Origin of the sequence: Streptomyces collinus Tu 365 (genome assembly GCF_000444875.1) — a bacterium.
GTDB lineage: Bacteria > Actinomycetota > Actinomycetes > Streptomycetales > Streptomycetaceae > Streptomyces > Streptomyces collinus_A.
Genome location: NC_021985.1, coordinates 1,228,149 through 1,251,918 on the forward strand (window position 1 = coordinate 1,228,149; position 23,770 = coordinate 1,251,918).

The window sequence follows — 23,770 nt, forward strand, 5'->3', positions numbered from 1 at the left end:
CGGGCGATCACCGGAAGGCGGCATCGGCGCACGTGAGTCGCGGCGCTCTTGACTGCTCGTCCACTCCACGGAGCATGTTCGAGCAGCGTCAGATGCGCGAGTTGCGCAGCGACTGCGACACGGCGCCGGCCAGCGCCCGCGCCGCCCGCGGGACCGACAGGTGCTCGTGTTCGCGGTACAGCGCCCAGTTGTATCGCACGAGCGACAGCTTGTTGGAGGACAGCGATCCTGCCTGGTGGGCCCGGTACACCGCCAGCGGCTCGGCGAGGCCGCGGGCGTCGGCGCCGTCCCGCATGATCGACAGCCAGAGGGCGTAGTCCTGGCGCTTGCGCATCTCAGGCATCAGCCTCGTGCCCAGGACAGTGCGGTCGTACATGGCGGTGAGGGCACCGATGTGGTCCCGGACCAGCATCGCGCGGTAGTCCACGTGCGCCCGCGCAGGCACCACCCGCCCGTTGGGGACCCAGTCGGTGCTCTCGCCGGCGTGGTCGGCGTCCATCTTGAAGTACGAGGTGAACGTCAGCGGCGCTTCACCCTCCGCGGCGAAGGCGAGCTGCTTCTCGGTCTTCTCCGGGAGCCACATGTCGTCGCTGTCGAGGAAGGCGATGTAGTCCCCGCGGGCCCGCTGGATCGCCAGGTTGCGAGCCCGGCCCGCCCCGCCCCGTTCGGGTGCCGACTCCGGCCGGACGCGCTCGTCCTGCTCGGCGAACTCGCGGAGCAGGTCCATGGAGCCATCGGAGGACCTGTCGTCGGTGACCAGCAACTCCAGGTCGCTGTGGGTCTGCGTGAGCACCGACCGGACGGCTGCGCCGAGGGTGGCTTCCGAGTTGAACACGGGCATCACGACAGACACCAGGGGCACAGCGCTTCTCCTTGCCAGACCGGGAACGGCGGTCCATTCAAGCACCGCACGCGAGGAGGAGCTCCATGCGGATGGTCCGGGCGACCACGCCGGTGACGGTCAGGGCGGAGTGGGACCCCTGGGTGTGGGGCCCCGAGGCTGTCGTGCAACGGGTACGGGGCAGCGCCGTCGACTTCTGTCTGTGTGTCACCCGGCGTCGCCCCTGGTCCGGGACCGACATGACGGCGACCGGCGAGGACGCTCGGAAGTGGCTCGAGGTGGCGCGCGTCTTCCTGTGAAAGCGCGCAGGGCAGTCCGGCCGGTCGTGCGAGTCATTCCGGAGGAATGCGGAACTCGAATTCGGGACGATCCCACGGCACGGCGGGCGGGTTCGCCAGCACTGTCCCGGTCCGTACCGCGCCGACACGGTGGTAGAAGCCCTCGGCGGGCCGATGCGACACGACCATGACACGGTCGAGCCCCGCGGCACGGGCCTCGGACTGCATGTGCGCGACGAGCAGTCGTCCGACACCCCGTCCTTGCGCCTCGTCGTCGACGAACAGCAGGTCGAGCTCCGGTGGATCGAGGACGAGCGAGTAGAACCCGAGGACCCGGCCTCCTTGCTCGTCGGCGCCGACGGCCACGAAGGCGCGGTGGGCCTCGAGGTAGTCGGGTCCGACCCGGTAGCCCGCGACTGCGGACGCGTACTCGCCCTCGTAGGCGGCTGAGCCACGCACGAGCCGGGTGAGCCGTTTGGCATCCCCCGCGACGGCCCTCCGTATCGTGATCGGCCGGCGGAGGGGCGAAGTGCGTGTACGCATCGGGCAAGTATTCCGCAGCGGCGGACCGCTTCGTACGGCGGGTCGGCCGCCGGGCCAGGCGCTCCCGCCCCGCTCCCCGGGGACCACTGGCCCGAGCCCGGCAGCGGAGGCGGTGCGGGCCGCCGCGTGGCTGCCGGGGGCCGGTCTTCCGCCTGCCGCTGAGATTTCTTCCGGATTTCCGTCGAGGATGTCGAAAACGCCGAGCGTGCTTCTACCTACCCGTGACGGCCCCCGCCCGGGGCGGGTACGACGAACGAGGAGCGGAACCATGAAGTACATGCTGCTGATGCAGTTCAGCGAGAAGAACGCCGACTTCCCCAAGCTCGAGGAGTGGAGGCCCGAGGAGATCCAGGCCCACATCCGGTTCATGAAGGAGACCAACACCGGCCTCGCCGCCGCCGGGGAACTGGTCGACGCCCAGGGACTGGCCATGCCGGAGACCGCCCGGATCGTGCGCTCCCACAGTGGCGGCGCGCCGGTCGTCACCGAGGGCCCGTTCCCGGAGTCCAAGGAGTGGGTGGCCGGCTGGTGGATCGTGGACTGCGACACCGAGCAGCGGGCGATCGAGATCGCCGCCCTCGTCTCCGCCGCGCCCGGCCCGGGCGGCCGGCCGCTCGACATGCCGATCGAGGTGCGCCAGATCATGACGGCCCCGCCCACGGAGCTGTGAACCCCCCGGTGACGAGTTTCGATCCCACCGTCGAGGACCTGCTGCGCAGGCTCGCGCCGCGGGTCGTCGGCGTACTCACCCGCCGTCACGGGGACTTCGCCGCCGCCGAGGACGCCGTCCAGGAGGCCCTGCTGGACGCCTCGACGCAGTGGCCGGCCGAGGGTGTGCCGCGCAACCCGCGCGGCTGGCTGGTTCAGGTCGCCGGCCGCCGGATGACCGAGCAGGTCCGCAGCGAGCAGGCCCGCCGCCGACGCGAGGAACTGGTGGCCGGCCGGGTGCCGGCCGACCGGCGGTCCGCACCCGGGGCCGACGCCGTGGACCAGGGCGCGCACGACGACACGCTCACGCTGCTGTTCCTGTGCTGCCACCCCGTACTGTCGCCGGCCTCGGCGATCGCGCTCACCCTCCGCTCGGTCGGCGGACTGACCACGGGTGAGATCGCCGCGGCGTTCCTCGTCCCCGAGGCCACCATGGGCCAGCGGATCAGCCGGGCCAAGCAGCGGATCAAGGGCTCCGGAGTGCCGTTCCGGACCCCGGACGGCGCCGAGTGGCCCGCCCGCCTGGACGCGGTGCTCCACGTGCTCTACCTGATCTTCAACGAGGGCTACGCCAGCAGCACGGGGCCCGGGCTGCGGCGCGTGGAGCTCTCCCGGGAGGCGATCCGCCTCACCCGGGCCGTCCACGCGCTGCTGCCGGAGGACGCCGAGGTGGCCGGCCTGCTCGCGCTGATGCTGCTCACCGAGGCGCGCGGGCCCGCCCGTACCGGGCCGCACGGCGAACTCGTCCCGCTCGCCGAGCAGGACCGCGGCCGGTGGGACACGGCCGCGATCGCCGAGGGCGTCTCGCTGATCACCGCCGCCCTGCCTCGCGGGCCGGTCGGCCCGTACCAGGTGCAGGCGGCGATCGCGGCCGTCCACGACGAAGCGCCGACCGCGGCCGACACCGACTGGCCGCAGATCCTCGCGCTGTACGGGGTACTCGCCCGCGTCTCCGACAACCCGCTGATCATCCTGAACCGGGCGGTCGCCGTCGCCATGGTGGACGGTCCCGCCGCCGGCCTCGCCCTGCTCGCCGACCCGCCGCGCGTGCTCACCGGCCACCACAGGCTGTACGCGGTCCGCGCCCATCTGCACGAACTCGCCGGGGACCCGGAGGCCGCAGCCGCCGACTACCGTATCGCCGCCCGCCGCACCGCCAGCCTCCCGGAGCGCCACCACCTCAGCCTGCGCGCCGCCCGGCTGGCCGCACGAACAGGAGAATAGACCGCCGCTCGGCATGCGGTGGGGCAGGACGGCCCTCCCGACGCCTCGGCGCCGACCCGGAATTCCTGCCCGTTTGCGCGATCACCGAGCGGCTATCCGGAGTCCATGACGGATGCGGAGAGACGAACCGGGCGCGACGAGACGGCGGAAGAGCGCGCCGACCGGAAGTGGGGGGAGCTCATCCAGGAGGTGCGCGTCGCCCAGACCGGGGTGCAGATCCTGTTCGGGTTCCTGCTCACCGTGGTCTTCACCCCCAAGTACACGCAGTTGGGCCATGTCGAGCAGGTCATCTACATCGTCACCGTGGTCCTCGGCGCCTGCGCCACGGGGGCCCTCATCGGACCGGTGTCGCTGCACCGCCTGGTGTCCGGACAGCGCGTCAAACCCCAGGCCGTACAACTCGCGTCACGCCTGACCTTCGTCGGCCTGCTCCTCCTGCTGGCCACGATGGTCTCCTCGCTCCTGCTCGTCCTCAGGGTCGCCACCCACAACGCCCTCGTACCGTGGCTCGTCGGAGCCGTCCTGCTGTGGTACCTCATCTGCTGGTACGCCCTGCCCCTGTGGGCACGCCACCGGCATGCCGACCACTGAGTAACACGAACCCCGATCCGCCGGCCGGTACGACGGCCAGACGTTCCGTGCGAGATGCATGGCCCTGACCGGAACACTCACCGCTCGCGCCGTCCCACACGGATATGGCTGGTTCTCCACGATGCCGTTGGGGGCGCAGTGCCCCGCCAGGCCGTGGGCTGGTGCGCAGCAGACGGCGCCGTTCGGGTGATGGCGCGCATCCGAACCCGCGCTCGCGGGGGAAGCAGGCCAGGGGCGGGCGTTTCTCGTGGAAAGCGCGAGCTGCCGAGAGGAGAACGGGATGACCGTCGGGCGGGCCGCCGGGCCGTGGGACGTGGTCGTCGTGGGCGCCGGGCTGGCCGGACTGGCCTGCGCGCGGGATCTGAGCGCGCGGGGGTTGCGGGTGCGGGTCCTGGAGGCCGGTGACCAGGTCGGCGGCCGGATGCGCACCGACCGGGTGGACGGCTTCGTCGTGGACCGCGGCTTCCAGGTGTTCAACACGGCCTATCCGCAGGTGCGTCGCCGGCTGCCGTTGCGTGAGCTGCGGCTGCGCCCGTTCACGCCGGGTTTCCTGATCAACGACGACGGACGGCGCACGCGCTTCGCCGACCCGACACGCGCGCCGCGCCAGGCGTTGAGCGGGCTGGCCGCCGGCCTGGCCGGCCCGCGGGACCTGGCCGCTCTGGCGGCGCTGACGGGCTTCGCCGCGCTGGCCCCGTCGGCGCGGGTGAAGCGGGTGCCGGACGTTCCGACCCGGCGGGCACTCGCGAGGACCGGTTTCGACGACGCCTTCGTGGAGCGCTTCTTCCGCCCGTTCCTGTCCGGGATCTTCCTGGAGGACGAGCTGGCGACCTCCAGCCGGTTCTTCCATCTCGTGTGGCGCACCATGGTGCGCGGCACGCTGTGTCTGCCCGCCGCGGGGGTCGGTGCCGTGCCGGCTCTGCTGGCGTCCGCTCTCCCGCCCGGGGTGGTCGCCCTGGAGTCGCCGGTGGCGGCGCTCACCGAGGACGGGGTGCTCGACGAGGACGGCCGTACGGTGGCCGCCCGGGCCGTGGTCGTGGCGACGGACGCGCGGACGGCGGCCCGGTTGCTGCCCGGCCTGCGCGTGCCGCCGTACCGTACCGTCACCACCTACTACCACGCCGCCGGTCGCTCCCCGCTGAACGAGCCGACCCTGGTGACCGACGTGCGCCGGCGGTTCGTCAACAGCGTCGTGCTGAGCGAGGTGCACGCCTCGCACGCGCCGCGCGGGCAGGCGCTCGTGGCGACATCCGTCCTCGGTGGCGACCGCGAGGGGCGCGAGAAGGATGTCCGGGCGGCACTCGCCGAGGCCTACGGCACCGACCCGGCCGGCTGGGAGCTCCTGACCACACGTACGGTGGCCGCGGCCCTGCCCGCCATGGAGCCGCCGCTGGCCTTCAGCAGGCGCAGCCGGGTGGCCGCGGGGCGCTTCGTGTGCGGGGACCACCGGGCCACGGGGTCGGTGCAGGGGGCGTTGGCCTCGGGCGCCCGGGCCGCCCGGGAAGTGGCCGCGTACCTTCGCTGACTTCGCCACACGAGGGACTGTTCGGGCATTCGATGCACTATCGGTGCAAGTTGTTCCGAGCGGCTGCGTCCGTGACGGTGGAGGCGCACGATCAACCAGCCGTGGACGCCGCCGACGCCGCCTGGCCGAGGGGCGCCCGTGACTCCGGAACGGGAGTGATCGACCATGGCGCCCACGCCCACCGTCCTCGAACGGTCCATCGGTACCCAGGCGGGTCCTCCCTGCGATGAGGCGGCGACACTCGCGGACCGGTTCGTGGCCGGTGACGAGGCCGCGCTGGCCGAGGCGTACCGGACGTGGGGTGGGATGGTGCAGTCACTGGCGCGCCGTGTGCTGGGTGATGCCCAGGACGCGGAGGACGTGACGCAGACGGTGTTCCTGGCCGCGTGGCGCGGCCGCGCCGGCTTCCGTCCTGAACGCGGTGCCCTGTCGGCCTGGCTGGTCGGCATCACCCGGCGCAAGATCGTCGATGCGCTGCAGGCCCGTACGCGGCGCGCGGACCTCGTCGCGGCCGCCGGCTCCCTGCTCGTCGCGGACGGCCGGGTCGGCGCGTACGGCCCGTACGGCGGACACGGCGCATCCGACGCGCAGGCGGTGCTCGACCGCATCGTGGTGAGTCGGTCATTGGCCGAGCTCAGCGAGCCGCAGCGCACCGTGTTGGCCCTCTCCTTCTTCGAGGACCTGACGCAGATGCAGATCGCCCAGGTGACCGGCTGGCCCCTGGGAACGGTCAAGAGCCATGCGCGGCGGGGCTTGCGGCGCCTGGAGCACTTCCTGGAGAGCGCATAGCCCGGGAAGCCGCTCCCGCTGAACCGGCTCCGTGCGACGCGACGCGGCGCGGTCACCGCATCCGCGGACGGGGCGACGACCGAACCACCTGCATGGTGAACGGTCGGGTCATACCCACGGTGCGGCACGGAGAGCTCACTGCACAGGCGTGGATGACCACCGGTCAGCTCGCCCGTCTGCTCGGCGTCTCCCCGACGACGTTGCGGTCCTGGGACCGCCGCTACGGACTCGGGCCGGCGGTGAGGGCGGACGGCCGGCATCGCCGCTGGTCGCCCGACGACGTGGCGATGATGCGGAGGATGTGCGGCCTCACCGCCACCGGTGTGTCGCCGGCGGAAGCCGCTCGCCTCGCGCAGCGACCCGCACGCGACGCGGACACGGCCGCGGTACCGGGCGGAGCGCCCCTGCTCGCCGCTCGCGATGACGAAGCCGGCGCCGTGGCCTGTCACGCGCAGGCAGGCAGCGGGCTGCCGCTCGGGCGCGTCCGGCTCGAATGCAGGGGGCTGGCTCGGGCCGCGGTGCGCATGGACGGCCTCGAGGTCCAGCAGCGGCTGCGCGAGGCGGTGACCGCCCACGGCCCCGCGCTGGCCTGGGAGGAGGTGATGGCACCCGCGCTGCGGGCGGTCGGCCGCAAGTGGCAGTCGTCCGGCGAGCGGTACGTCGAGATCGAGCACCTGCTGTCCTGGCACATCTCGGCGACGTTGCGGCACCGGTTCGTCGAATCCGCGGCTCTCGGCGATCGAGGTCCCCTCGCCCCTCCCCTGGTGCTGGCCTGTCCGGCCGGGGAGTACCACACGCTCCCCTTCGAGGCGCTGGCCGCCGTGCTGGCCGACGACGGTCTGACCGTCCTCACGCTGGGGGGCGCGGTACCTCCCGACGCGCTGATGAGCACGGTGCAGCGCGTCGCGCCCACGGCGGTGGCCCTGTGGTCCCAGACCCGCCCCACGGCGGACCTCCGCTCGGCACGTCGTGTCGCGGCGGCCCGATGGGGTGTCCGCGGCGCGCGCAGCAGTTCCCCGGTGCTGCTGTGCGGTCCCGGGTGGCGCTCCCCCGCGGACGGTTCGGCGGACCTGAGGCAGGTGAAGAGCCTGCGTGAGGCCGTGCGTGTGCTGACCGAGCTGCAGCGGCGCTCCGCACCGGTGCGGTGAGAGAACGTCGTCCGTCACGTTCGTCCGTTCGTGGCCGTGTGCAACCGCCGGGGGCTCTTGAGCGGAAGAACGACTGACGGTGGCGGTGTGAACGGTCGCCGCCGTGCTGACGGGGGGTCCGGGTCTCGGCTCCGAAAGGATCAGACATGAGGCTTCACGACGAGCTCCCGCTGGACCACAAGCTGGCGTCCGTCCACCGCTACGGCGCCGGATTGTGCGGTGCCATCCTGCTCGCCTTCGGCTGCCTCGGCTTCGCCGACGAACTGAGCCCCTTCGACACCCGGGGCGCCCACATCGCCGGGATGTCGACCAACGGCCTGCTGAGCCTGGTCTCCGTGGTCTTCGGAGTGCTGCTCCTCGGCGGAGCGGTGCTGGGCGGGAGGGTCGCCTCGACTCTCAACATGGCCGTCGGCGCCCTCTTCGTCCTCAGCGGTCTGGTCCACCTGTTCATCCTCGACAGGCCCGCCAACGTCCTCGGCTTCGGTATGCCGAACGTCGTGTTCTCCTTCGTCATGGGACTGCTCATCGCGACCTTCGGCATGTACGGACGTGTCTCGAGCAGGCTCCCGCACGACAACCCCTACTGGCGTCGCCGCCACCCGCGGCAGGCGGCACGGGAGGCTCTGGCCGCCCGCCGTCGTCACGCCCGAGCGGCACTGTCCCCGGCAGGGGGTCGGGAGCCCGCAGCGCCGTCCGCGATCGACTGAGAGCGGTCGAAGGGGGCAGCCGACCCGAGCGCCACGTGCAGCGACTGCGGATCAGCGGGCGATCGAGATCGCGAAGGGGGCGAAACCGCCGGTCCGGATCACGTGCGGGACGAACAGGATCGCCGCCTCCGTGGCGCGGGCGGTCCGGATGCCGCCGAGGTCGGTGATCCACTCCGGGTGCCAGCCGAGGCTGACGAGCAGTTCGCGGACGACGTGCTTGGCCTGCGGGTCCTCGCCGGAGAGGAAGGCGTCGGGCGCCTTCGCCAGGGCGTCCGGCGCGGTCATCACCGAGAAGAGCATGGTGTTGAGCGTCTTGACGACACGTGTCCCGGGCAGCGCGTCCTGGAGGTGCTCGGCGAGGCTGGAACCGGGGTAGATCAGGTCGGCGGGCAGACCGTCCGGTCCGTCGACGGTGGCGTTGGAGACGTCGACGAGGATCTTGCCGCGCAGTTCCTCGCGCAGGGCGGCGAGCCGCTCCAGCGAGCCGGCGCCCGGCGTGGCGTTGATGACGATCCGGGCTGCGCGGGCGGCGTCGGCGGCGGCGCCCGGCGCGCGGCCGGCCACTCTCACCTCGTGTCCGGCCCGGGTGAGGGCTGCGGCCAGGTTGCCGCCGACGCGGCCGTTTCCGAGTACTGCGATCGTGGACATGGTGATCCGGTTCCTCCGTGCGTGCGGGGTGTGGTGCGCGGTCAGCGGGAGAGGGTGGCGGCGGCCTCGGCATGGACGCCGGGCGCGGCGGCCAGGAAGCTGTCGCTCAGCGGGGTCCAGGGGCGGCCCTGTGCGTCGGAGATCCGTCCCCCGGCCTCGGTGACGAGCAGCGCCCCGGGGAGCAGGTCCGCGCGGGCGCCGGCGAACTGCCAGAAGGCGTCGAGCCGGCCGGCGGCCACGTTGAGCAGGTGCAGGGTCGCGGGTACGGCGGTGCGCACGACGAGTGCGTCGAAGAGCATCGCGGTGATGGAGGAGCCGACGCGCCGCACGACGTCGTCGTCCTCGTCCGGCCGGGCCTGGCTGGTGGCCACGATGCCCAGGCCGAGGTCCGCGGTCCGGGAGACGTGCAGCGGCCGGCCGTCCAGGTGGGCGCCCGCGCCGGTGCGCGCGGTGTAGGTCTCGCCGGTCAACGGCAGGTGGACGGCGGTGAGCACCGGCTGGTTCTCGCGTACGAGGGTGGCGGTCACCGCCCATTCCGGGAGGGCGTGCAGGTGGTTGACGTTGCCCTCGGCCGGATCCACGACCCACCATTCGCCGGGCGGCAGCGCCCCGCCGTCCAGCTCGTCCTCCACCCACCCCGCACCCGGGCGCAGTTGGGTGAGGTGCGGGCGCAGGATGTCCAGGGCCGTGTCGTCGTTGGCGGCGAGGGCACGCATCAGCTCTTCGCGGGTCTCGTAGCGGACCACCTCCCCGAAGCGTTCACGCAGCGCGGAGCCGGCCGCGCGTACGGCGATCGCTGTCCGGTCGAGCAGGTCGGCGTCCGCAGCGGCGGGGTCCGGGACGGTGGCGTTCGACGCGGTGGCGTCCGGGGTCCGGAGTGTCTCGGGCATGGTGAACTCCCTTGTGCGTAGGGGGTGGTGAGGCCGTTCGGGACCAGTTGTGCGCTCTCTTCGGCGCTCTGCTCTCGAAGGTATCCAGCCCTTCGCTTAACCTCAAATGCATGTAAAGCACGGCTAGGATTACTCGCATGCAATTGGATTTGAATCTGCTGGCCGCGTTCGACGCGCTGCTGGAGGAGGGCAGTGTGGCCGGGGCGGCCGCCCGCCTGCATGTCACCGCGCCCGCGATGAGCCGGAGCCTGGGACGGATCCGGCGTACGACCGGGGACCAGATCCTGGTGCGCACCGGCCGCACGATGACCCCGACGCCGTACGCGATCGCCGTCCGGGAGCAGGTGCATGAGCTGCTGCACCAGGTCCGAGGGGTGCTGGCCCCGAGCCGTGAACTCGATCCGGCCACCCTGGAGCGCACGTTCACCCTCCGCTGGCACGATTCCCTGGTCGCCCTGAGCGGCCCCGCGCTGCTGGCGGCCGTGCGCGCGGAGGCGCCGGGCGTGCGCTTGCGTTTCGTCGCGGAGTCGAGCGTCGACACACCGGAGTTGCGCCGCGGCGAGGTGGACCTGGAGGCGAACGCCAACCAGCCGGGCGCGCCGGACATCCGCGCCGAGAAGGTGGGCGAGTCCCGCCTCGTCATCGTCGTCAGGCAGGGACATCCCCTCACCCGTGGCGGCACCGTCACGGCAGACCGGTACGCCGCCGCCGAGCACGTCACCGTCTCGCGACGGGGGAACCTCGGCAACGCCCTCGACGACGCCCTCGCGCGGCTCGGCCTCACCCGCCGCGTGGTGGCGAGCGCGCCCACGGAAGCGGCCGCGCTCCAGTTCGCGCGCGGTTCCGATCTCCTGGTCAGCGTCCCCGAGGCCACCACGCGGTCCACGGTCGCCGACCTCGGCCTGGTCGTGCTCCCCCTGCCGCTCGAGCTACCGCTCGCACCGGTCTACCTGTCGTGGCATCAGCGCTACGACACCGACCACGCCCACGCCTGGTTGCGCGGACTGGCACGGACCGCGCTGACCCTGCGCGGAGCGTCGTAGACGGCGCCCTCCGCCGTCCGGCCACTTCACCCCCGCCGAATCGACTTCGCCGCCTTGGTGGCGCGGGGACGGCCGCTGCCCCCCTAGGCGGGTGGTTGTCCCGACCGCCTCCGGGCGGGCGTGAAGTAGGGTCGCCGTATCGGAGTAGAAACGTGCTCTGGGCCGGGCGGACAGCCGGACGGGGAGTACGCGCACACGCGGTATCGGACGATCCGCCACTCCTTCCGCGGAAGGAGTGCGTCATGAAGGCGGTGCGGTTCAGCCGGTTCGGCGGCCCGGAGGTCCTGGAGATCGTCGATCTCCCCGATCCCCGTCCAGGTGCCGGAGAGATACGGATCAGGGTGCGCGCCGCGGGCGTGAACGCCGGCGACTGGAAGAAGCGCCAGGGTCTCGGGTGTCCGGGTCGGCGACCGGGTCCTCGGAGTCTCGCCCCACGGAGCCGCGCAGGCGGAGTCGGCCGTCCTGTCGCACTGGGCCCCGATCCCGGACTCGCTGGACTACGCGAGGGCCTCGGCGATCCCGGCGGCAGCGGAGACCGCGGCGCGCTCGCTCGACCAGCTCGGCGTCACGGCGGGCTGCTCCGTGCTCGTCAGCGGGGCATCGGGCAGCGTCGGGAGTGCCGCCGTCCAGCTCGCCGTGGAGCGCGGCGCGCGCGTCATCGGCACGGGCAGTCCGGGCACGCATGACACCCTGCGCTCACTGGGCGCCGAGCCGGTGGCGTACGGCGACGGGATGCCCGGCCGAGTCCGGGCCATCGCACCGTCGGGGGTGGACTTCGCGCTGGACGTCGCCGGCAGCGGTGTCCTTCCCGAACTCGTGGAACTCGTGGGCACCGCGGAGCGTGTGATCACCGTCGCCGACTTCCGCGGCGCGCAGCGGACGGGCGTCCGCTTCAGCCGCGGCGACACCGGCCGCGCCACCTACGCGGCGGCCCAGGTCGCCCGCATGGCCGAGGCCGGACGCTTCTTCGTCCAGGTCGGCCGGACCTTCCCCCTGACCGAGGTCTCCCACGCCCACCGCGTCGGTGAAGCGGGGACGGTGCGCGGCAAACTCGTGCTGCTCGTGGGCTGACCGGCCTTCACCGGGGCCCGCGACGGAGGGAGCGCAGGCGGGGACCCCCACGGGCACGAGACGGCCACCGGAACCGGGCGCGGACCTCTACCGCGGCGCGCAGCAAGCGCCTTCAGTTCCCCGGTCGCGGCCCGGGCCCCGGTGCGGCCCCGGGAACAGGGCAGTGGGCCAGGACATACCTGGCGGGCCGTCCGATCACCGCCGTACGGTGAGATCACGCTTTCTCCCCCACGACCTCTCCCACTCCCACTCCCACTCCTTGCCCGAAGGCGGTTGCCGATGGCTCTGTTCGACCTCCCGATCGACGAACTGCGCGCGTATCGCGGCGCGTCCGGCGCGCCCGAGGACTTCGACGCCTTCTGGGGCAAGACGCTCCGGGAGGCGCGCGAGCACGACCCGGACGTGCGGTTCGAGCCGGTGGACACCGGGCTCTCCACCGTGCGGGTCCTCGACGTGACGTTCGCCGGGTTCGGCGGGCACCCGGTCAGAGGCTGGCTGCGGCTGCCCGCGGGGGCGACCGAACCGCTGCCGCTGGTGGTGGAGTTCATCGGGTACGGCGGCGGTCGCGGACTCGCGCACGAGAACCTGCTGTGGGCGTCGACGGGCCGGGCCCACTTCGTGATGGACACCCGCGGGCAGGGCAGCGCCTGGGGCGGCGGTGGCGCCACGACGGACCCGGTGGGCGCCGCGCCCGCGTACCCCGGGTTCATGACGCGAGGTGTCGACGCGCCCGAGAACTACTACTACCGGCGGGTGTTCACGGACGCCGTGCGCGCCGTCGAGGCGGCCCGTTCACACCCGCTGGCCGACGCGGCGCGCACCGCGGTGATCGGTGAGAGCCAGGGCGGCGGGACGGCCCTCGCGGTCGGCGGGCTCGTCCCGGACCTCGTCGCGGTCGCCCCGGACGTGCCGTTCCTGTGCGACTTCCCGCGCGCCGTGACGGTCACGGACCGGCATCCGTACCGGGAGATCGGCCTGTTCCTCAAGACGCACCGGGGCCGGGCGGCCGACGTGCTGCGCACCCTCTCCTACTTCGACGGCGTGCACTTCGCGGCGCGCGGCCGGGCCCCTGCCCTCTTCTCGGCGGCCCTGGAGGACCAGACCTGCCCGCCGTCCACGGTGTTCGCCGCCTTCAACGCCTGGGCCCACGAGGACAAGGCGATCGAGGTGTACGAGTTCAACGACCACGAGGGCGGCGGCCCGTTCCAGGAGGAACGCAAGCTGCGCTGGCTGCGGTCGTACGCCTGAGGGGCCGGTGGGCCGGACGGGTCGCGCGAGCCGTACGCCGACGGGCGGGGCCACGGCCGCTCGGCCCGGTCCGCCGGCGGGCTTTCGGACACGACCGGTCCGGCGCCGACGTCGGATTCCCCGGCCCCGGACGGGGTCCGGCGGGTCGCACGGAGGGCCGGCGGGCCCGTGGCTCACGGGCGGCCGCGGCGGGGCGACACGGGTGACCGTGGGACGCGACCCGCTGTGACGGGTGGATCGCGCAGGGTGGGTTTCGGCCGAACCGGCCTGCCGCTCTTCCCTCGTGGTTTAGACCAATGCTAGATCTGGTCGCGCAATGAGCCCGCACGGCTACGTCTTGTCACCAACAGGAGGCGCGGCATGGCCCGCACCACCCCGCACGACCCCCCGCAGCCCGACGGCCGGCCCCTGTACTGGAGGGTCGCGTCACTGCTGCTGGACGAACTGCACGACGGCACCATCCCGCCCGGGGAGCGGCTGCCGGGCGAGCGGCATCTGGCCCGGCACTTCGCGGTCAGCCGGGAGACCGTCCGGCAGGCACTGGAGGTGCTGCGCCGTGGCGGCGCGGTCGCCACCGACCGGCGCGGCAGCCACGCCACGCTGCCGGGCGCCCCGGTCGAGGACCCCGCCTCGCTCACGTTCCCGGTGGGTGCCCGGCCGGCCGACCCCTGGGCGGTGGACCGGGCGACGGTGGCCTGGGAGGCGCCGCCGCCGGAGCACGCGACGGCGCTGCGCCTGGCGCCGCGCCGGCCGACGCTGGTGCACCGCTACCGGTCGGCCACGCCGGACGGCCGGTCGCTGCGCACCGCGGTGACCTCGTTCTCCGCCGTGGCGCTGGCCGAGGTCGCGGAGCTGGGCCGGTACCGGGACCGGGCCGACGGCGCCACCCCCGCGCAGTTGCGCCGGGCCTACGACTGGATGCGCAGGGCCGGTCTCACGCTGCACCACCGGGACTCCATCACCCAGCTCGGGGACACCTCCGCGGTCCGGGTGACCCGCCGGGTGCACGACCAGTACGCGCGCCCGCTGGAGATAACCGAGCTGGTGGTCGACGCCGAACAGGACGCGCTGGTCTACGAGTTCACGCTGCCGGCCGCGGGCTGACCCGGCCCGTCCCCAGCCGTCTCCCCGGCCGTCCGCCGCGCCAGCACCACCCGGGCGCGCGGGCTGCCGTCGGCGCGCCGCCCGAACTCGGGCAGTGTCCGCAGCTCGACCTCGAATCCGGCGCGCCCCAGCTCCGCCAGGACGTCGCCGAGCCGGAAGGCCCGGTAGTACATGACGAACGGCGGCCGCCACAGGGCGTTGCGCACCCGCATCACCGTGTCGAAGCCGAGCAGCGTCCAGTAGCCGAGGCCGGAGGGACGGGGCGGGGCGAGGACCGGGAAGGCGAACCGGCCGCCCGGCCGCAGCACCGAGTGCACCTGGCCGAAGAGTCCGGGCAGTTCGCGGGGCAGGAAGTGCCCGAACGCCCCGAAGCTGACCACCAGGTCGAAGGCGGGGGCGAACGGCAGGGCCCGGGCGTCGCCGCGCACCCAGGCGACGTCCGGGCCCCCGGCCGGAGCGTTGCGCCGGGCGACGTCGAGCATGCCCGCGCTGAAGTCGAGGCCGGTGACGCTGCGCCGGCACAGCCGGGTCAGGACGTCCGTCCCGGCGCCGGTCCCGCAGCACAGGTCGAGTCCGTCGCTGAACGGGCCGAGCGGCCGCAGCGCCTCGGCGACGGAGCCGAGCAGGCGCCCGGAGGTGCGGAAGGGGGTGTGGTCGAACTTCGGGGCCAGCAGGTCGTAGCCGTGCTCGACGGACGACATGGCCTGGACGGCGAGTTCGCGCAGCGTGGGGCCTTCGGGAGTGAACATCACGCCGCTCCGGGGGTGGTCCGCTGCTCCAGGATGACGAGGACACGCTCGCACCAGCGCAGGATGTCCTCCTCGAAGGCGATCCCGGCCATGAGGGTGAGGTAGGGGCCGATCCGGTCCGCCGTGCGCAGGTACTCCTCCTCGGTCCGCCCGTCCAGGAGGCGCCCGCGCAGCCGTTCGTAGCGGTCGCGCTTGCCGCGCGCCCAGCTTTCGCGCTCCTCGACCAGGGCCCGGGTCGCCGCCGGGTCGCCGCCGTCCATGGCCTGGATCTTGACGAGGAGTTCGTCGCGCACGGCGGTGGGCCGCTTCGGCGGTTCGGCGGCGAAGGACCGCAGCTCGGCCCGGCCGGTCTCGGTGAGGGTGAACATGCGCTTGTTGGGCCGGCGTTCCTGCTGCACCGTCCGGGCCTCGACGAGTCCGTCCTGCGCGAGGCGCTCCAGCTCCCGGTAGAGCTGCTGCGGAGTGGCCGGCCAGAAGTTCGCGAGCGAGACGTCGAACACCTTGGACAGCTCGTAGCCCGAGGCCTCGCCCTCCAGCAGGGCGGCCAGGACGGCGTACTTCAGCGACATGTGGACACGCTAGCAGCAGGCGACTAATCTCCTCCGCACCTATTCAAATAGTTGACTATGCGAGGTGATCGGATGCGCGCGTTCCGCGAGGCGGTCGAGGCGGGCGACCTGGACGCCGTCGAGGCGCTGCTGGCCGACGACGTGGTCTTCACCAGCCCGGTCGTCTTCAAGCCGTACCGCGGCAAGGCGATCACCGCGGCCATCCTGCGCGCGGTCTGCGAGGTGTTCCAGGACTTCCGGTACGTCCGTGAGATCGGCGCCCCGGACGGGCCGGAACACGCCCTGGTCTTCACGGCGCGGGTGGGTGACCGCGAGCTGACCGGCTGCGACTTCCTGCGGGTGAACGACGCCGGCCTGATCGACGACTTCATGGTCATGGTGCGTCCGCTGTCGGGCGCCCACGCCCTCGCCGAGGCCATGGGCGCGCGGTTCGACCAGATCGCGAAGGAGGCGGCGGCCCGGTCCGTGTGACCGGCGACGGGCCGCCACCGCCGGTGTCAGTCCTTGAGCTGTTCGAGAGTGGCCCTGGCGTCGGTCTTCAGCCAGTCGGACACGTCACTGAGCCCGGGCGGGCTCTTGTCCTGGGAGTAGGTGCTGAGGTAGGCGCTGTAGCTCATCGTGTACGTCACCCAGCCGTCGCGCACGGCGAGGGTGGCGTAGCGTGAGCCGCTGGAGGACCCGTTGGTGGTGTCCTGGCTGACCAGGTAGGCCTCGTCGCCGATGCCCTTGACCTCTTTCACGTCGTAACCGGTGTGGCTGTCACCGTAGTTCTTCCAGCTGGCCGTGAACTCCGGTCCCGGGTCGGTGCTGCGGTGCAGGTCGACCTGGACGGACAGGTACGCGTCCGCGTAGGAGGAGCCGGTCTTCTTCAGGTTGACGCTGCACGAACTCTCGTCCAGCGCCTTGTCCTTGAGGGAGCTGTGGGTCGGCGCGGAATCGCTCTCGGGGTACTCGTCCTTGAAGGAGGAGTAGTCGGCCTTGGAGCACATGTCGGCGGGCGCCGAGTAGCCGCGCAGGTCCGCGCTGTCGCCCCGGCCGCCGATCAGGAACACCCCGGCCGCCCAGGCGACGGAGGCCACGACCGCGCCGACGGCGACCCACAGCACGGCCCGCCCGGCCCCGCCGCCCGCGGACGGCGGGGCCGGCACCTGCGCGTACTGCGGCGGCTGTGCGTAGGGGTTCCCGGGCACACCCACCATCGGCTGACCGGGCTGACCGGGCTGACCGAGGTGACCGGGCTGGCCCGGCTGCCCCACGAGCGTCGGCTGCGCGTAGAAGGCCCCCGCCGGAGGCGACTGCGGATGCGGGTAGGAGTAGGCCGCCGGCTGGGCCGGTATCCCCGGCTGGGGCGCGGGCTGCCCGGGCTGCGGTGCGGGCAGCCCCGCCTGTGGTGCGGGCTGCTCCGGCTGCGCCGCGGGCGGTACGGGCTGCGGCGCGGGCTCCGGCGCGGAGGGCCCCGGCTGCGGGGCGGGCTGCGGCGCGGACGCCCCGGACCGAGGTGCGGGCTGGTCGCCCGGCTGCGGGGGCTGGGGTGGCGTGGACATGTCGTGACAATAGAGCAGGTCCACCGGTCAAGTCCCTTGTCGCCCGGGATCGTTATGGTGTGCGGACATCTGATGCGGACCGGTGACACCCCAGGAGACGCGGCCCGGCACGGCAGCCCCCTGGACACCGCGGGAACAGGACGCGCACCAGAGGTGTTGACGAATGCGCAGCGGGGCCGTGCCGCGCAGTGGTACGGTGCTTGCGGTACTCGTGCTCGCCCCTTTGAGGGCGCCGGTGCCGTTCTCCTCTCTCCGCGCTGATCCGTCCGTCTTCCACGACCCGGCGCGTCAGCCGCTTCACACCACCTCGTCACGGGGTGCTGTTCCCGTGGCCGCCCTCAGGCGCATGCGTCCTCCCGTCGCGAGGCACACAGGCCCTCCCGTCACGCGGCCCGCTTCCCTCCCCCTTCTGCTTGCTTTCGCATCCAGTCCGTGAAAGGACCACCATGACCACCACACTCGAACCCCCGCACGTACGGCCGGCACCGGCCTCGCCGCTCGTGGCCGGTGTCCTCGATGTCGACGCGCACGGGAAGGGGCATCTGCGGGCCGTGACCTGCCTGTCCTCCCCCGCCGACCCGCAGGTGCCGCCCGCGCTGATCCGCCGTCACGGCCTGCGCAAGGGCGACCTCGTCGAGGGCGTGCGCGGGGCGCAGCGCGCACTGACCGAGGTCACGCGCGTCAACGGAGGCGATCCTGACGGCTCCCGGACCCGCCGCCGCTTCCAGGACCTCACCCCGCTCCACCCGCACGAGCGGATCCGCCTCGAACACCCGGCCTCCGGCGCGGCCGGACGGGTCGCCGACCTGTTCGCACCGGTCGGCAAGGGCCAGCGCGGACTGATCGTCGCTCCGCCGAAGAGCGGCAAGACCGTGCTGCTCCAGCAACTGGCCGCCGCCGTGGCCGGCAACCACCCGGAGTGCCGGCTGATGGTCCTCCTGCTGGACGAGCGGCCCGAGGAGGTCACCGAGATGCGCCGCTCGGTGCGCGGCGAGGTGTACGCCTCCACCTTCGACCGGGCGCCCAGGGAGCACATCGCCCTCGCGGAACTGGTCGTCGAGCGGGCCAAGCGGCTCGTCGAGGCCGGCGAGGACGTGGTCGTCCTGCTGGACTCGCTGACCCGGCTGTGCCGGGCGCACAACAACGCGGCGGGCGCCGGCGGCCGCACCCTGAGCGGCGGTGTCGACGCGGGCGCGCTGCTCGGGCCCAAGCGGTTCTTCGGCGCCGCCCGCGCGGCCGAGGAGGGCGGCTCGCTCACCATCCTCGCCACCGCCCTGGTGGACACCGGCTCCCGCGCCGACGGCTACTTCTTCGAGGAGCTGAAGAGCACGGGCAACATGGAGCTGCGCCTGGACCGGGAGGCGGCCGCCCGACGCCTCTTCCCGGCCGTGGACATCGACGCCACGGGTACCCGCCGCGAGGAACTCCTGCTCACCCCGGCGGAGTTGACGGCCACCCGCGGACTTCGCCGGGCCCTGCGCTCCCGGGAGGGTGCGCCCGCCGCCCTGGAGACCCTGCTGGAGCGGATGCGGGAGACACCCGGCAACGCCGCCTTCCTGCGCCGCGTCCAGCCGACGCTGCCCGCCGGCTGAGCGGCGCCCCCCGAGAAGGTACGGCGCGGGCATCCGGCATCCCCGGGCATCCGGCATCCGGCATCCGGCATCCGGCATCCGGGAAAGGTGCCGCGTGCGTCATCCGGGTTGCTCCACTGGGCCGTCCGGCCCGGGCAGCGCGCCACTTCACGTCGCCCTTCTTAGGTTGATCGTATGATCACCGGAATCACTCGTCGGACGGCCGTCTCCGCCTGTTCCCTGTGTGTGGCGGGCGTGCTGGCGCTCGCGCCGGCCGCCGCCGCGACCGCGCACCGTGCGGGGGATCCCGCGCCCCCGCGCCCCCGGGCCGCGGTGCCGCGGCCGTCCCTGCTCTTCCACCCGGGCCCCCAGGTCCGGGCACGCCGCGGCGCCCCGGAGGTGCCGGAGGTCTCCGCGCTCTCCTGGGTGGTGGCCGACGCCGGCAGCGGCGAGGTGCTGGCCGCGAACAACGCGCACCGCAGGCTGCCGCCCGCCAGCACGCTGAAGACCCTGTTCGCCCTCACCGTGCTGCCCGGCCTGCCCGCCACCCGGCAGCACACGGTCCGGTACGAGGACCTGGAGGACGTGGGCGAGGGCAGCAGCCTGGTCGGCGTCGAGGAGGGCCACACCTACCAGGTGGCCGACCTGTGGCGCGGCGTCTTCCTCAGCTCGGGCAACGACGCCGTGCACGTGCTCGCCTCCCTGGGCGGCGGCTGGCAGCGGACCGCCGCCAAGATGCAGACCAAGGCCGTCGCGCTGGGGGCCCTGGACACCCATGTGGTCTCCCCCGACGGCTACGACGCCGACGGGCAGGTCTCCTCGGCCTACGACCTGGCGGTCTTCGGGCGCGAGGGCCTGCGCAACCCCGACTTCGCCCGGTACTGCTCCACGGCGCACGCCGAGTTCCCCGGCGACGGGTGGCCGTTCGCGATCGAGAACACCAACCGGCTGCTGACCGGCGAGGACGGCGTGGCGCCGTACCCGGGGCTGATCGGCATCAAGAACGGCTACACCAGCAACGCGGGCAACACCCTCGTCGCGGCCGCACGCCGGGACGGCCGCACCCTGGTCGTCACGGTGATGAACCCGCAGGACGGCGGCGGGTTCGAGGTCTACGAGGAGGCCCGTCAGCTGCTCGACTGGGGTTTCGCGGCGGCCGGGCGGGTGGACCCGGTCGGCTCGCTGGACGCGCTGCGCGCCGCTCCCGCCGCGCCCGCGTCCGCCGCGCCCGTCGCGGCGACCGCAGGGCCGGCGCCGGACGACGACTCGGACTGGCCTGGCACCGTGGCCGTCGCGGGGCTCGCCGGGCTCGGCGCGTTCGCCGTGACCCGGGCCCTCAGGGCCAAGAACGCCCGGGGCGCGGACGGCTGACCGGCCGGCAGGCCCAGCAGCAGGCCCAGCGTGATCCACGTGTAGGCGTTGCTCCCGAGGAACCCGCCGGGGCCCGAGGCGTCGTCGAACCAGAGCCACACCACGCTGGTGCACAGCACCGCGTACAGGGCGCCCGCGAGCCGCGGGTGCCCGGCGCGCGCCAGGACCACGAAGGCCGGCAGCAGCCACACCAGGTGGTGCACCCAGGTGATCGGGCTGACCAGACAGGCGGCCGCCCCGGTGAGGGCGAAGGCCGCCGCCCAGTCCCCGGCCGCCGCGGCCCGCCGGGCGCGCCACGCCCACACGCCGAGCACCAGCAGCACCGCCGCGGCCCACGGCGCGCGGTCCGGTTCGCCGAGGCGGGCGAGGACGCCCTGCAGCGACTGGTTGGAGACGTAGTCGAGGCGGCCGACCCGGCCGGTGTCCCACAGCGCCTCGGTCCAGTAGTAGCGCGACGCTCCCGGGTCCGCCCAGGCGGCGAGGCCGGTCGCGGCGAACGCCACGGCGGCCGCCACCGCCGCGGCACGCCACCGCCGGGCGAGCAGCAACAGGCCGATGAAGAGCGCCGGGGTGAGTTTCACGGCCGCGGCGAGCCCGATCCCGGCGCCCGCCCAGCGGTCCCGCCCGGCCGCGAGCAGCCGGCAGTCGGCGAGGACCAGGGCGAGCAGCACCAGGTTCACCTGGCCGAAGCTGAAGGTGTCCCGCAGCGGCTCGAAGAGGGCCAGCGCGCACAGGGCCAGCGACCACCGGTACCAGCCGTGGCGCCGCCACCCCGGCCCGGCCAGGATCCGCAGCACCACCGCGAGCGCGGCCAGGTTGACCAGCAGGGAGGCGGCGATCGCGGCCGGCCTGCCCAGCGCGGCCAGCGGCAGCAGGGCGAGGGCGGCGAACGGCGGGTAGGTGAAGCCGTACGCCGCCCCCGGTACCCGGTAGTCGTAGATACGGCCACCGTGGGCCAGCCAGGTGTGCACGGTGCCGTAGTAGACGCGCAGGTCGAAGAAGCCGCGCAGCAGCGGGACGGTCGCCGTGAACGCGGTGACGGCAGCGGCGAGCGCGAGGACGAGGAGCAGCCGTCCCCGGTCGGTGCGCGGCGCCGTCCGGACGCTCACGCGGTGCGTCCCGGCGCGGGCGTACGGGCGCTCTGGTGGGCCTGCCACAGGACGGCCAGGCCGAGCAGCACGCCGCAGACGGCGAGCACCAGCAGGCCGGGGTCGGCCGGTCCGCCGCTGGGCAGCACGGCGAGGGCGAGGACGCCGGCCAGGGCGGCCACCCGGTGCCGTACCGGGGCGCTGGGCCCGGCGGCCGCGATGAGGAACAGGCCCCAGAGCACGTACCAGGGGCGGATCGCCGGGCCGAGGACGGCGACGGCCAGCAGGCTCAGGCCGAGGGCGTACACCGGGTGCGGGCGCAGCCGCAGCCAGATCAGCGAGACGGCGGCCGCGGTGGCCGCCAGGCCGAGCAGGTGCCAGGCCGGGACGGCCAGGGGGGCCAGGCCGCTGCCGAGGTGTTCGAGCGCGGCGCGGGTGGCCCGGCCGAGCAGGCTGGTGAGGGCCCAGTTGTGCGGGGAGACGGGGGTGGTCAGGGTGTGGACCCAGCCGTATCCCGTGCCGGCCACGGCGGTCGCGGTGACCGTGGTGGCCGCGGCGGCGGCCGTCGTGAGCGCGATCGCGTGCGACGGGCGCCGGCCGGAGCGGACCAGCAGGGCCACGACGGCGACCAGGCCGAGCGCGGCGGGCGCCTTGACCAGGGCGGCCGACGTGACGAGCACGGCTCCGAGGACGGGCCACCGGCCGCACGCGGCGACCAGGCCGAGTCCGAGCAGCCCCAGCATGAGCGCGTCGTTGTGGGCGCCGGCGACGAGGTGCAGCAGGACCAGCGGGTTGAGGGCGCCGAGCCACAGCGCGGCGGCCGGGTCGGCGCCGCTGTGCCGGGCGAGACGGGGCAGTGCGGCGGCCATGAGGGCCACGCCGAGCAGCGCGAGCAGGCGCATGCCGAGCAGTCCGGCGGGCAGCCGGCCGTGGGTCAGTCCCGACAGCGCGGACGCCAGGGCCAGGAAGGCCGGCCCGTAGGGGGCGGCCGTGTGCTGCCACACGGGGGCGACCTCGTGGGCCAGTGGGCCGCCGAGCCGGGCGGGTCCCTGGGTGTACACGTCCATGTGGGCGTCGACCATGGCGCCCTGTGCGAGGTAGCTGTAGACGTCCCGGCTGAACAGCGGCGGGGCGAGCAGCAGGGGGGCCGCCCAGACGGTCAGGACCAGCAGCAGGGACCGCTGGGACGGTGGGCGCGGGCCGCGCACCAGCCGGCCGAGCAGCATCCAGGCGGCGGTCAGCAGCACGACGCCGAAGTAGACGGCGACCAGTCCGAGCGCGGCCCGTGCGGGGGCGGGCGCGAGGTGGTCCCGGACGGGCAGGGCGCCCGCGGTCTCACCGCCCAGGGCGAGGAAGACGGTACCGGTCAGGCCCAGCACCTGGCAGCGGCGGAGGGCGACGGGGTGGTCGACGGAAGGGGTCTGGTCAACGGGAACGGTCTTGGCCGGCACGCGGGCAGCGTGGCAACGCGGGATGGCCGCGAGACGACGCCGGACCCTCGTGGCCGGGGCCGCCGGGTGACCGGTCGGTGGCCCGCGCAAGCCGGCGGCGGCAGGACCGCTTTAGAACACCGACAGGCCGGTCAGTGTCGTGAACCGGTCGAGGGCCGCCACCCCGGCCACCGAGTTGCCGCGCTCGTCCAGCCCCGGGCTCCACACGCACAGCGTGCACCGGCCCGGTACGACCGCGATGATCCCGCCGCCCACCCCGCTCTTGCCGGGCAGGCCGACGCGGTAGGCGAAGTCGCCGGCCGCGTCGTACGTGCCGCAGGTCAGCATCACGGCGTTGACCTGCTTGGCCTGGCTGCGGGTGAGCAGCCGGGTGCCGTCGGAGCGGATGCCGTGCCGGGCGAGGAAGGTGGTGGCGAGGGCCAGGTCGCCGCAGGAGGCGGCGACGGAGCACTGCCGGAAGTACTGGTCGAGCAGGACGGGCACGTCGTTGTCGATGTTGCGGTAGGACGCCATGAAGTGGGCGAGGGCCGCGTTGCGGTCGCCGTTCGCGGTCTCGGAGGCCGCGATCTCCTTGTCGAAGTCCAGCGCGGGGTTGCCGCTCTCGGCACGCAGGAAGGCCAGCAGTTCCCCGGCCGCGTCGCCGGTACGGGTCTGGAGGCGGTCCGTCACGACGAGCGCGCCCGCGTTGATGAAAGGATTCCTCGGAATGCCGTTCTCGTACTCCAGCTGCACCAGCGAGTTGAACGGGTTGCCGGAGGGTTCCCGGCCCACGTGCTCCCAGAGTTCGTCGCCCTCCCGGGCCAGGTCCAGGGCGAGCGTGAAGACCTTGGTGATGGACTGCGCCGAGAAGGGCTGCCGCCACTCCCCCACCCCGTACACCGTGCCGTCCAGCTCGGCGACGGCCATGCCGAAGCTGCGGGGATCGCGGGCCGCCAGGGCCGGGATGTAGTCGGCGGGACGTCCGCGGCCGGGCGTGCGCTCCATCTCCTCGGCGATGCGCTCCAGGACCGGCAGGAAGGCGAGGGACGACGTCGTTGTCATGATCACCATTGTGCCTCTGGCCGGTCCT

23 protein-coding genes and 2 pseudogenes are annotated in these 23,770 nt (G+C 73.6%); 15 read left to right on the forward strand and 10 right to left on the reverse strand.

Features of this window, described 5'->3' with window-relative positions:
* Positions 1-88: 88 nt before the first annotated feature.
* Positions 89-862 (reverse strand): glycosyltransferase family 2 protein, encoded by a 774-nt coding sequence (locus B446_RS04915; protein WP_020938312.1) that lies wholly within the window; start codon positions 860-862, stop codon positions 89-91.
* A 65-nt stretch (positions 863-927) separates the two neighbouring features.
* On the opposite strand from B446_RS04915, the gene B446_RS04920 reads away from it, so the two are divergent.
* Positions 928-1,140: a hypothetical protein gene (locus B446_RS04920; RefSeq protein ID WP_020938313.1), complete on the forward strand. Its 213-nt coding sequence runs from the start codon at positions 928-930 to the stop codon at positions 1,138-1,140.
* A gap of 33 nt (positions 1,141-1,173) precedes the next feature.
* Here B446_RS04920 and B446_RS04925 read toward each other — a convergent pair whose 3' ends face one another.
* On the reverse strand, positions 1,174-1,662 hold the full coding sequence (locus B446_RS04925) for a GNAT family N-acetyltransferase (RefSeq protein WP_078614638.1): 489 nt from the start codon (positions 1,660-1,662) through the stop codon (positions 1,174-1,176).
* Between the two features lie 268 nt (positions 1,663-1,930).
* Here B446_RS04925 and B446_RS04930 point away from each other — a divergent pair, with 268 nt between their 5' ends.
* The 7 genes from B446_RS04930 to B446_RS04960 all read left to right on the forward strand — a co-directional run bounded on the left by B446_RS04930 (position 1,931) and on the right by B446_RS04960 (position 8,354).
* Entirely contained in the window at positions 1,931-2,332 is a 402-nt protein-coding gene (locus B446_RS04930; RefSeq protein ID WP_020938315.1) for a YciI family protein, read from the forward strand.
* An 8-nt stretch (positions 2,333-2,340) separates the two neighbouring features.
* Positions 2,341-3,594, forward strand: coding sequence for an RNA polymerase sigma factor (locus B446_RS04935; RefSeq protein WP_078614879.1), 1,254 nt, complete (start codon positions 2,341-2,343; stop codon positions 3,592-3,594).
* A 105-nt stretch (positions 3,595-3,699) separates the two neighbouring features.
* Positions 3,700-4,185 (forward strand): DUF6328 family protein, encoded by a 486-nt coding sequence (locus tag B446_RS04940; RefSeq protein ID WP_020938317.1) that lies wholly within the window; start codon positions 3,700-3,702, stop codon positions 4,183-4,185.
* A gap of 280 nt (positions 4,186-4,465) precedes the next feature.
* On the forward strand, positions 4,466-5,710 hold the full coding sequence (locus B446_RS04945; protein ID WP_020938318.1) for an NAD(P)/FAD-dependent oxidoreductase: 1,245 nt from the start codon (positions 4,466-4,468) through the stop codon (positions 5,708-5,710).
* A gap of 165 nt (positions 5,711-5,875) precedes the next feature.
* Positions 5,876-6,499 carry a sigma-70 family RNA polymerase sigma factor gene (locus B446_RS04950; protein ID WP_020938319.1) on the forward strand — a complete coding sequence of 208 codons (624 nt, stop codon included), beginning with the start codon at positions 5,876-5,878 and terminating at the stop codon, positions 6,497-6,499.
* 152 nt (positions 6,500-6,651) lie between these two features.
* Entirely contained in the window at positions 6,652-7,647 is a 996-nt protein-coding gene (locus B446_RS04955; protein ID WP_020938320.1) for a MerR family transcriptional regulator, read from the forward strand.
* Between the two features lie 146 nt (positions 7,648-7,793).
* The gene (locus B446_RS04960; RefSeq protein WP_020938321.1) at positions 7,794-8,354 is read left to right on the forward strand and encodes a DUF4383 domain-containing protein; all 561 of its coding nucleotides are present in this window, start codon (positions 7,794-7,796) and stop codon (positions 8,352-8,354) included.
* A 51-nt stretch (positions 8,355-8,405) separates the two neighbouring features.
* On the opposite strand, the gene B446_RS04965 is transcribed toward B446_RS04960, so the two are convergent.
* Both B446_RS04965 and B446_RS04970 read right to left on the reverse strand, forming a co-directional pair.
* The gene (locus B446_RS04965; RefSeq protein WP_020938322.1) at positions 8,406-9,002 is read right to left on the reverse strand and encodes an NADPH-dependent F420 reductase; all 597 of its coding nucleotides are present in this window, start codon (positions 9,000-9,002) and stop codon (positions 8,406-8,408) included.
* Positions 9,003-9,043: 41 nt separating this feature from the next.
* Positions 9,044-9,892 carry an inositol monophosphatase family protein gene (locus B446_RS04970; protein WP_020938323.1) on the reverse strand — a complete coding sequence of 283 codons (849 nt, stop codon included), beginning with the start codon at positions 9,890-9,892 and terminating at the stop codon, positions 9,044-9,046.
* A gap of 137 nt (positions 9,893-10,029) precedes the next feature.
* Between B446_RS04970 and B446_RS04975 the strand changes: the two genes are divergently transcribed.
* The 4 genes and pseudogenes from B446_RS04975 to B446_RS04990 all read left to right on the forward strand — a co-directional run bounded on the left by B446_RS04975 (position 10,030) and on the right by B446_RS04990 (position 14,358).
* A complete protein-coding gene (locus tag B446_RS04975; protein ID WP_043474767.1) occupies positions 10,030-10,935 on the forward strand; it encodes a LysR family transcriptional regulator in 906 nt (301 codons plus the stop codon).
* Between the two features lie 242 nt (positions 10,936-11,177).
* Positions 11,178-12,006: pseudogene (locus B446_RS41080) on the forward strand (NADP-dependent oxidoreductase).
* A 279-nt stretch (positions 12,007-12,285) separates the two neighbouring features.
* The gene (locus B446_RS04985) at positions 12,286-13,254 is read left to right on the forward strand and encodes an acetylxylan esterase (RefSeq protein WP_020938325.1); all 969 of its coding nucleotides are present in this window, start codon (positions 12,286-12,288) and stop codon (positions 13,252-13,254) included.
* 360 nt (positions 13,255-13,614) lie between these two features.
* Complete coding sequence (locus B446_RS04990) at positions 13,615-14,358, forward strand: GntR family transcriptional regulator (RefSeq protein ID WP_020938326.1); 744 nt, start codon at positions 13,615-13,617, stop codon at positions 14,356-14,358.
* Here the strand turns inward: B446_RS04990 and B446_RS04995 are convergent.
* Complete coding sequence (locus B446_RS04995) at positions 14,328-15,107, reverse strand: class I SAM-dependent methyltransferase (RefSeq protein WP_020938327.1); 780 nt, start codon at positions 15,105-15,107, stop codon at positions 14,328-14,330. The two genes, B446_RS04990 and B446_RS04995, sit on opposite strands and share 31 nt — an antisense overlap.
* Positions 15,107-15,676 carry a PadR family transcriptional regulator gene (locus B446_RS05000; protein ID WP_020938328.1) on the reverse strand — a complete coding sequence of 190 codons (570 nt, stop codon included), beginning with the start codon at positions 15,674-15,676 and terminating at the stop codon, positions 15,107-15,109. Before B446_RS05000 ends, B446_RS04995 begins: the two co-directional genes overlap by 1 nt.
* A gap of 72 nt (positions 15,677-15,748) precedes the next feature.
* Between B446_RS05000 and B446_RS05005 the strand changes: the two genes are divergently transcribed.
* Positions 15,749-16,147 (forward strand): nuclear transport factor 2 family protein, encoded by a 399-nt coding sequence (locus tag B446_RS05005; RefSeq protein WP_020938329.1) that lies wholly within the window; start codon positions 15,749-15,751, stop codon positions 16,145-16,147.
* 26 nt (positions 16,148-16,173) lie between these two features.
* On the opposite strand, the gene B446_RS40120 is transcribed toward B446_RS05005, so the two are convergent.
* The gene (locus B446_RS40120) at positions 16,174-17,220 is read right to left on the reverse strand and encodes a hypothetical protein (RefSeq protein ID WP_234967454.1); all 1,047 of its coding nucleotides are present in this window, start codon (positions 17,218-17,220) and stop codon (positions 16,174-16,176) included.
* 446 nt (positions 17,221-17,666) lie between these two features.
* Between B446_RS40120 and rho the strand changes: the two genes are divergently transcribed.
* Both rho and B446_RS05020 read left to right on the forward strand, forming a co-directional pair.
* Complete coding sequence (gene rho / locus B446_RS05015) at positions 17,667-18,812, forward strand: transcription termination factor Rho (RefSeq protein WP_020938331.1); 1,146 nt, start codon at positions 17,667-17,669, stop codon at positions 18,810-18,812.
* A 174-nt stretch (positions 18,813-18,986) separates the two neighbouring features.
* Positions 18,987-19,868: pseudogene (locus B446_RS05020) on the forward strand (D-alanyl-D-alanine carboxypeptidase family protein); the annotation flags it as partial.
* A gap of 50 nt (positions 19,869-19,918) precedes the next feature.
* On the opposite strand, the gene B446_RS40930 reads toward B446_RS05020, so the two are convergent.
* The 3 genes from B446_RS40930 to B446_RS05040 all read right to left on the reverse strand — a co-directional run bounded on the left by B446_RS40930 (position 19,919) and on the right by B446_RS05040 (position 23,751).
* Positions 19,919-21,271 carry a glycosyltransferase family 87 protein gene (locus B446_RS40930; protein WP_078614639.1) on the reverse strand — a complete coding sequence of 451 codons (1,353 nt, stop codon included), beginning with the start codon at positions 21,269-21,271 and terminating at the stop codon, positions 19,919-19,921.
* Positions 21,268-22,701, reverse strand: a complete 1,434-nt coding sequence (gene mptB / locus B446_RS05035) for a polyprenol phosphomannose-dependent alpha 1,6 mannosyltransferase MptB (protein ID WP_020938335.1) — start codon at positions 22,699-22,701, stop codon at positions 21,268-21,270. The genes B446_RS40930 and mptB overlap by 4 nt, the downstream gene beginning before the upstream one ends.
* Positions 22,702-22,812: 111 nt before the next feature.
* Entirely contained in the window at positions 22,813-23,751 is a 939-nt protein-coding gene (locus B446_RS05040) for a glutaminase (RefSeq protein WP_020938336.1), read from the reverse strand.
* Between the last annotated feature and the right edge of the window lie 19 nt (positions 23,752-23,770).

Excerpts from the sequence above, each read along its gene's own strand:
- B446_RS04920 (WP_020938313.1), top strand. The coding sequence starts at position 928 with ATGCGGATGGTCCGGGCGACCACGCCGGTGACGGTCAGGGCGGAGTGG.
- B446_RS04925 (WP_078614638.1), bottom strand. The coding sequence starts at position 1,662 with ATGCGTACACGCACTTCGCCCCTCCGCCGGCCGATCACGATACGGAGG.
- B446_RS04930 (WP_020938315.1), top strand. The coding sequence starts at position 1,931 with ATGAAGTACATGCTGCTGATGCAGTTCAGCGAGAAGAACGCCGACTTC.
- B446_RS04940 (WP_020938317.1), top strand. The coding sequence starts at position 3,700 with ATGACGGATGCGGAGAGACGAACCGGGCGCGACGAGACGGCGGAAGAG.
- B446_RS04945 (WP_020938318.1), top strand. The coding sequence starts at position 4,466 with ATGACCGTCGGGCGGGCCGCCGGGCCGTGGGACGTGGTCGTCGTGGGC.
- B446_RS04950 (WP_020938319.1), top strand. The coding sequence starts at position 5,876 with ATGGCGCCCACGCCCACCGTCCTCGAACGGTCCATCGGTACCCAGGCG.
- B446_RS04955 (WP_020938320.1), top strand. The coding sequence starts at position 6,652 with ATGACCACCGGTCAGCTCGCCCGTCTGCTCGGCGTCTCCCCGACGACG.
- B446_RS04960 (WP_020938321.1), top strand. The coding sequence starts at position 7,794 with ATGAGGCTTCACGACGAGCTCCCGCTGGACCACAAGCTGGCGTCCGTC.
- B446_RS04965 (WP_020938322.1), bottom strand. The coding sequence starts at position 9,002 with ATGTCCACGATCGCAGTACTCGGAAACGGCCGCGTCGGCGGCAACCTG.
- B446_RS04970 (WP_020938323.1), bottom strand. The coding sequence starts at position 9,892 with ATGCCCGAGACACTCCGGACCCCGGACGCCACCGCGTCGAACGCCACC.
- B446_RS04975 (WP_043474767.1), top strand. The coding sequence starts at position 10,030 with ATGCAATTGGATTTGAATCTGCTGGCCGCGTTCGACGCGCTGCTGGAG.
- B446_RS04985 (WP_020938325.1), top strand. The coding sequence starts at position 12,286 with ATGGCTCTGTTCGACCTCCCGATCGACGAACTGCGCGCGTATCGCGGC.
- B446_RS04990 (WP_020938326.1), top strand. The coding sequence starts at position 13,615 with ATGGCCCGCACCACCCCGCACGACCCCCCGCAGCCCGACGGCCGGCCC.
- B446_RS04995 (WP_020938327.1), bottom strand. The coding sequence starts at position 15,107 with ATGTTCACTCCCGAAGGCCCCACGCTGCGCGAACTCGCCGTCCAGGCC.
- B446_RS05000 (WP_020938328.1), bottom strand. The coding sequence starts at position 15,676 with ATGTCGCTGAAGTACGCCGTCCTGGCCGCCCTGCTGGAGGGCGAGGCC.
- B446_RS05005 (WP_020938329.1), top strand. The coding sequence starts at position 15,749 with ATGCGCGCGTTCCGCGAGGCGGTCGAGGCGGGCGACCTGGACGCCGTC.
- B446_RS40120 (WP_234967454.1), bottom strand. The coding sequence starts at position 17,220 with ATGTCCACGCCACCCCAGCCCCCGCAGCCGGGCGACCAGCCCGCACCT.
- rho (WP_020938331.1), top strand. The coding sequence starts at position 17,667 with ATGACCACCACACTCGAACCCCCGCACGTACGGCCGGCACCGGCCTCG.
- B446_RS05040 (WP_020938336.1), bottom strand. The coding sequence starts at position 23,751 with ATGGTGATCATGACAACGACGTCGTCCCTCGCCTTCCTGCCGGTCCTG.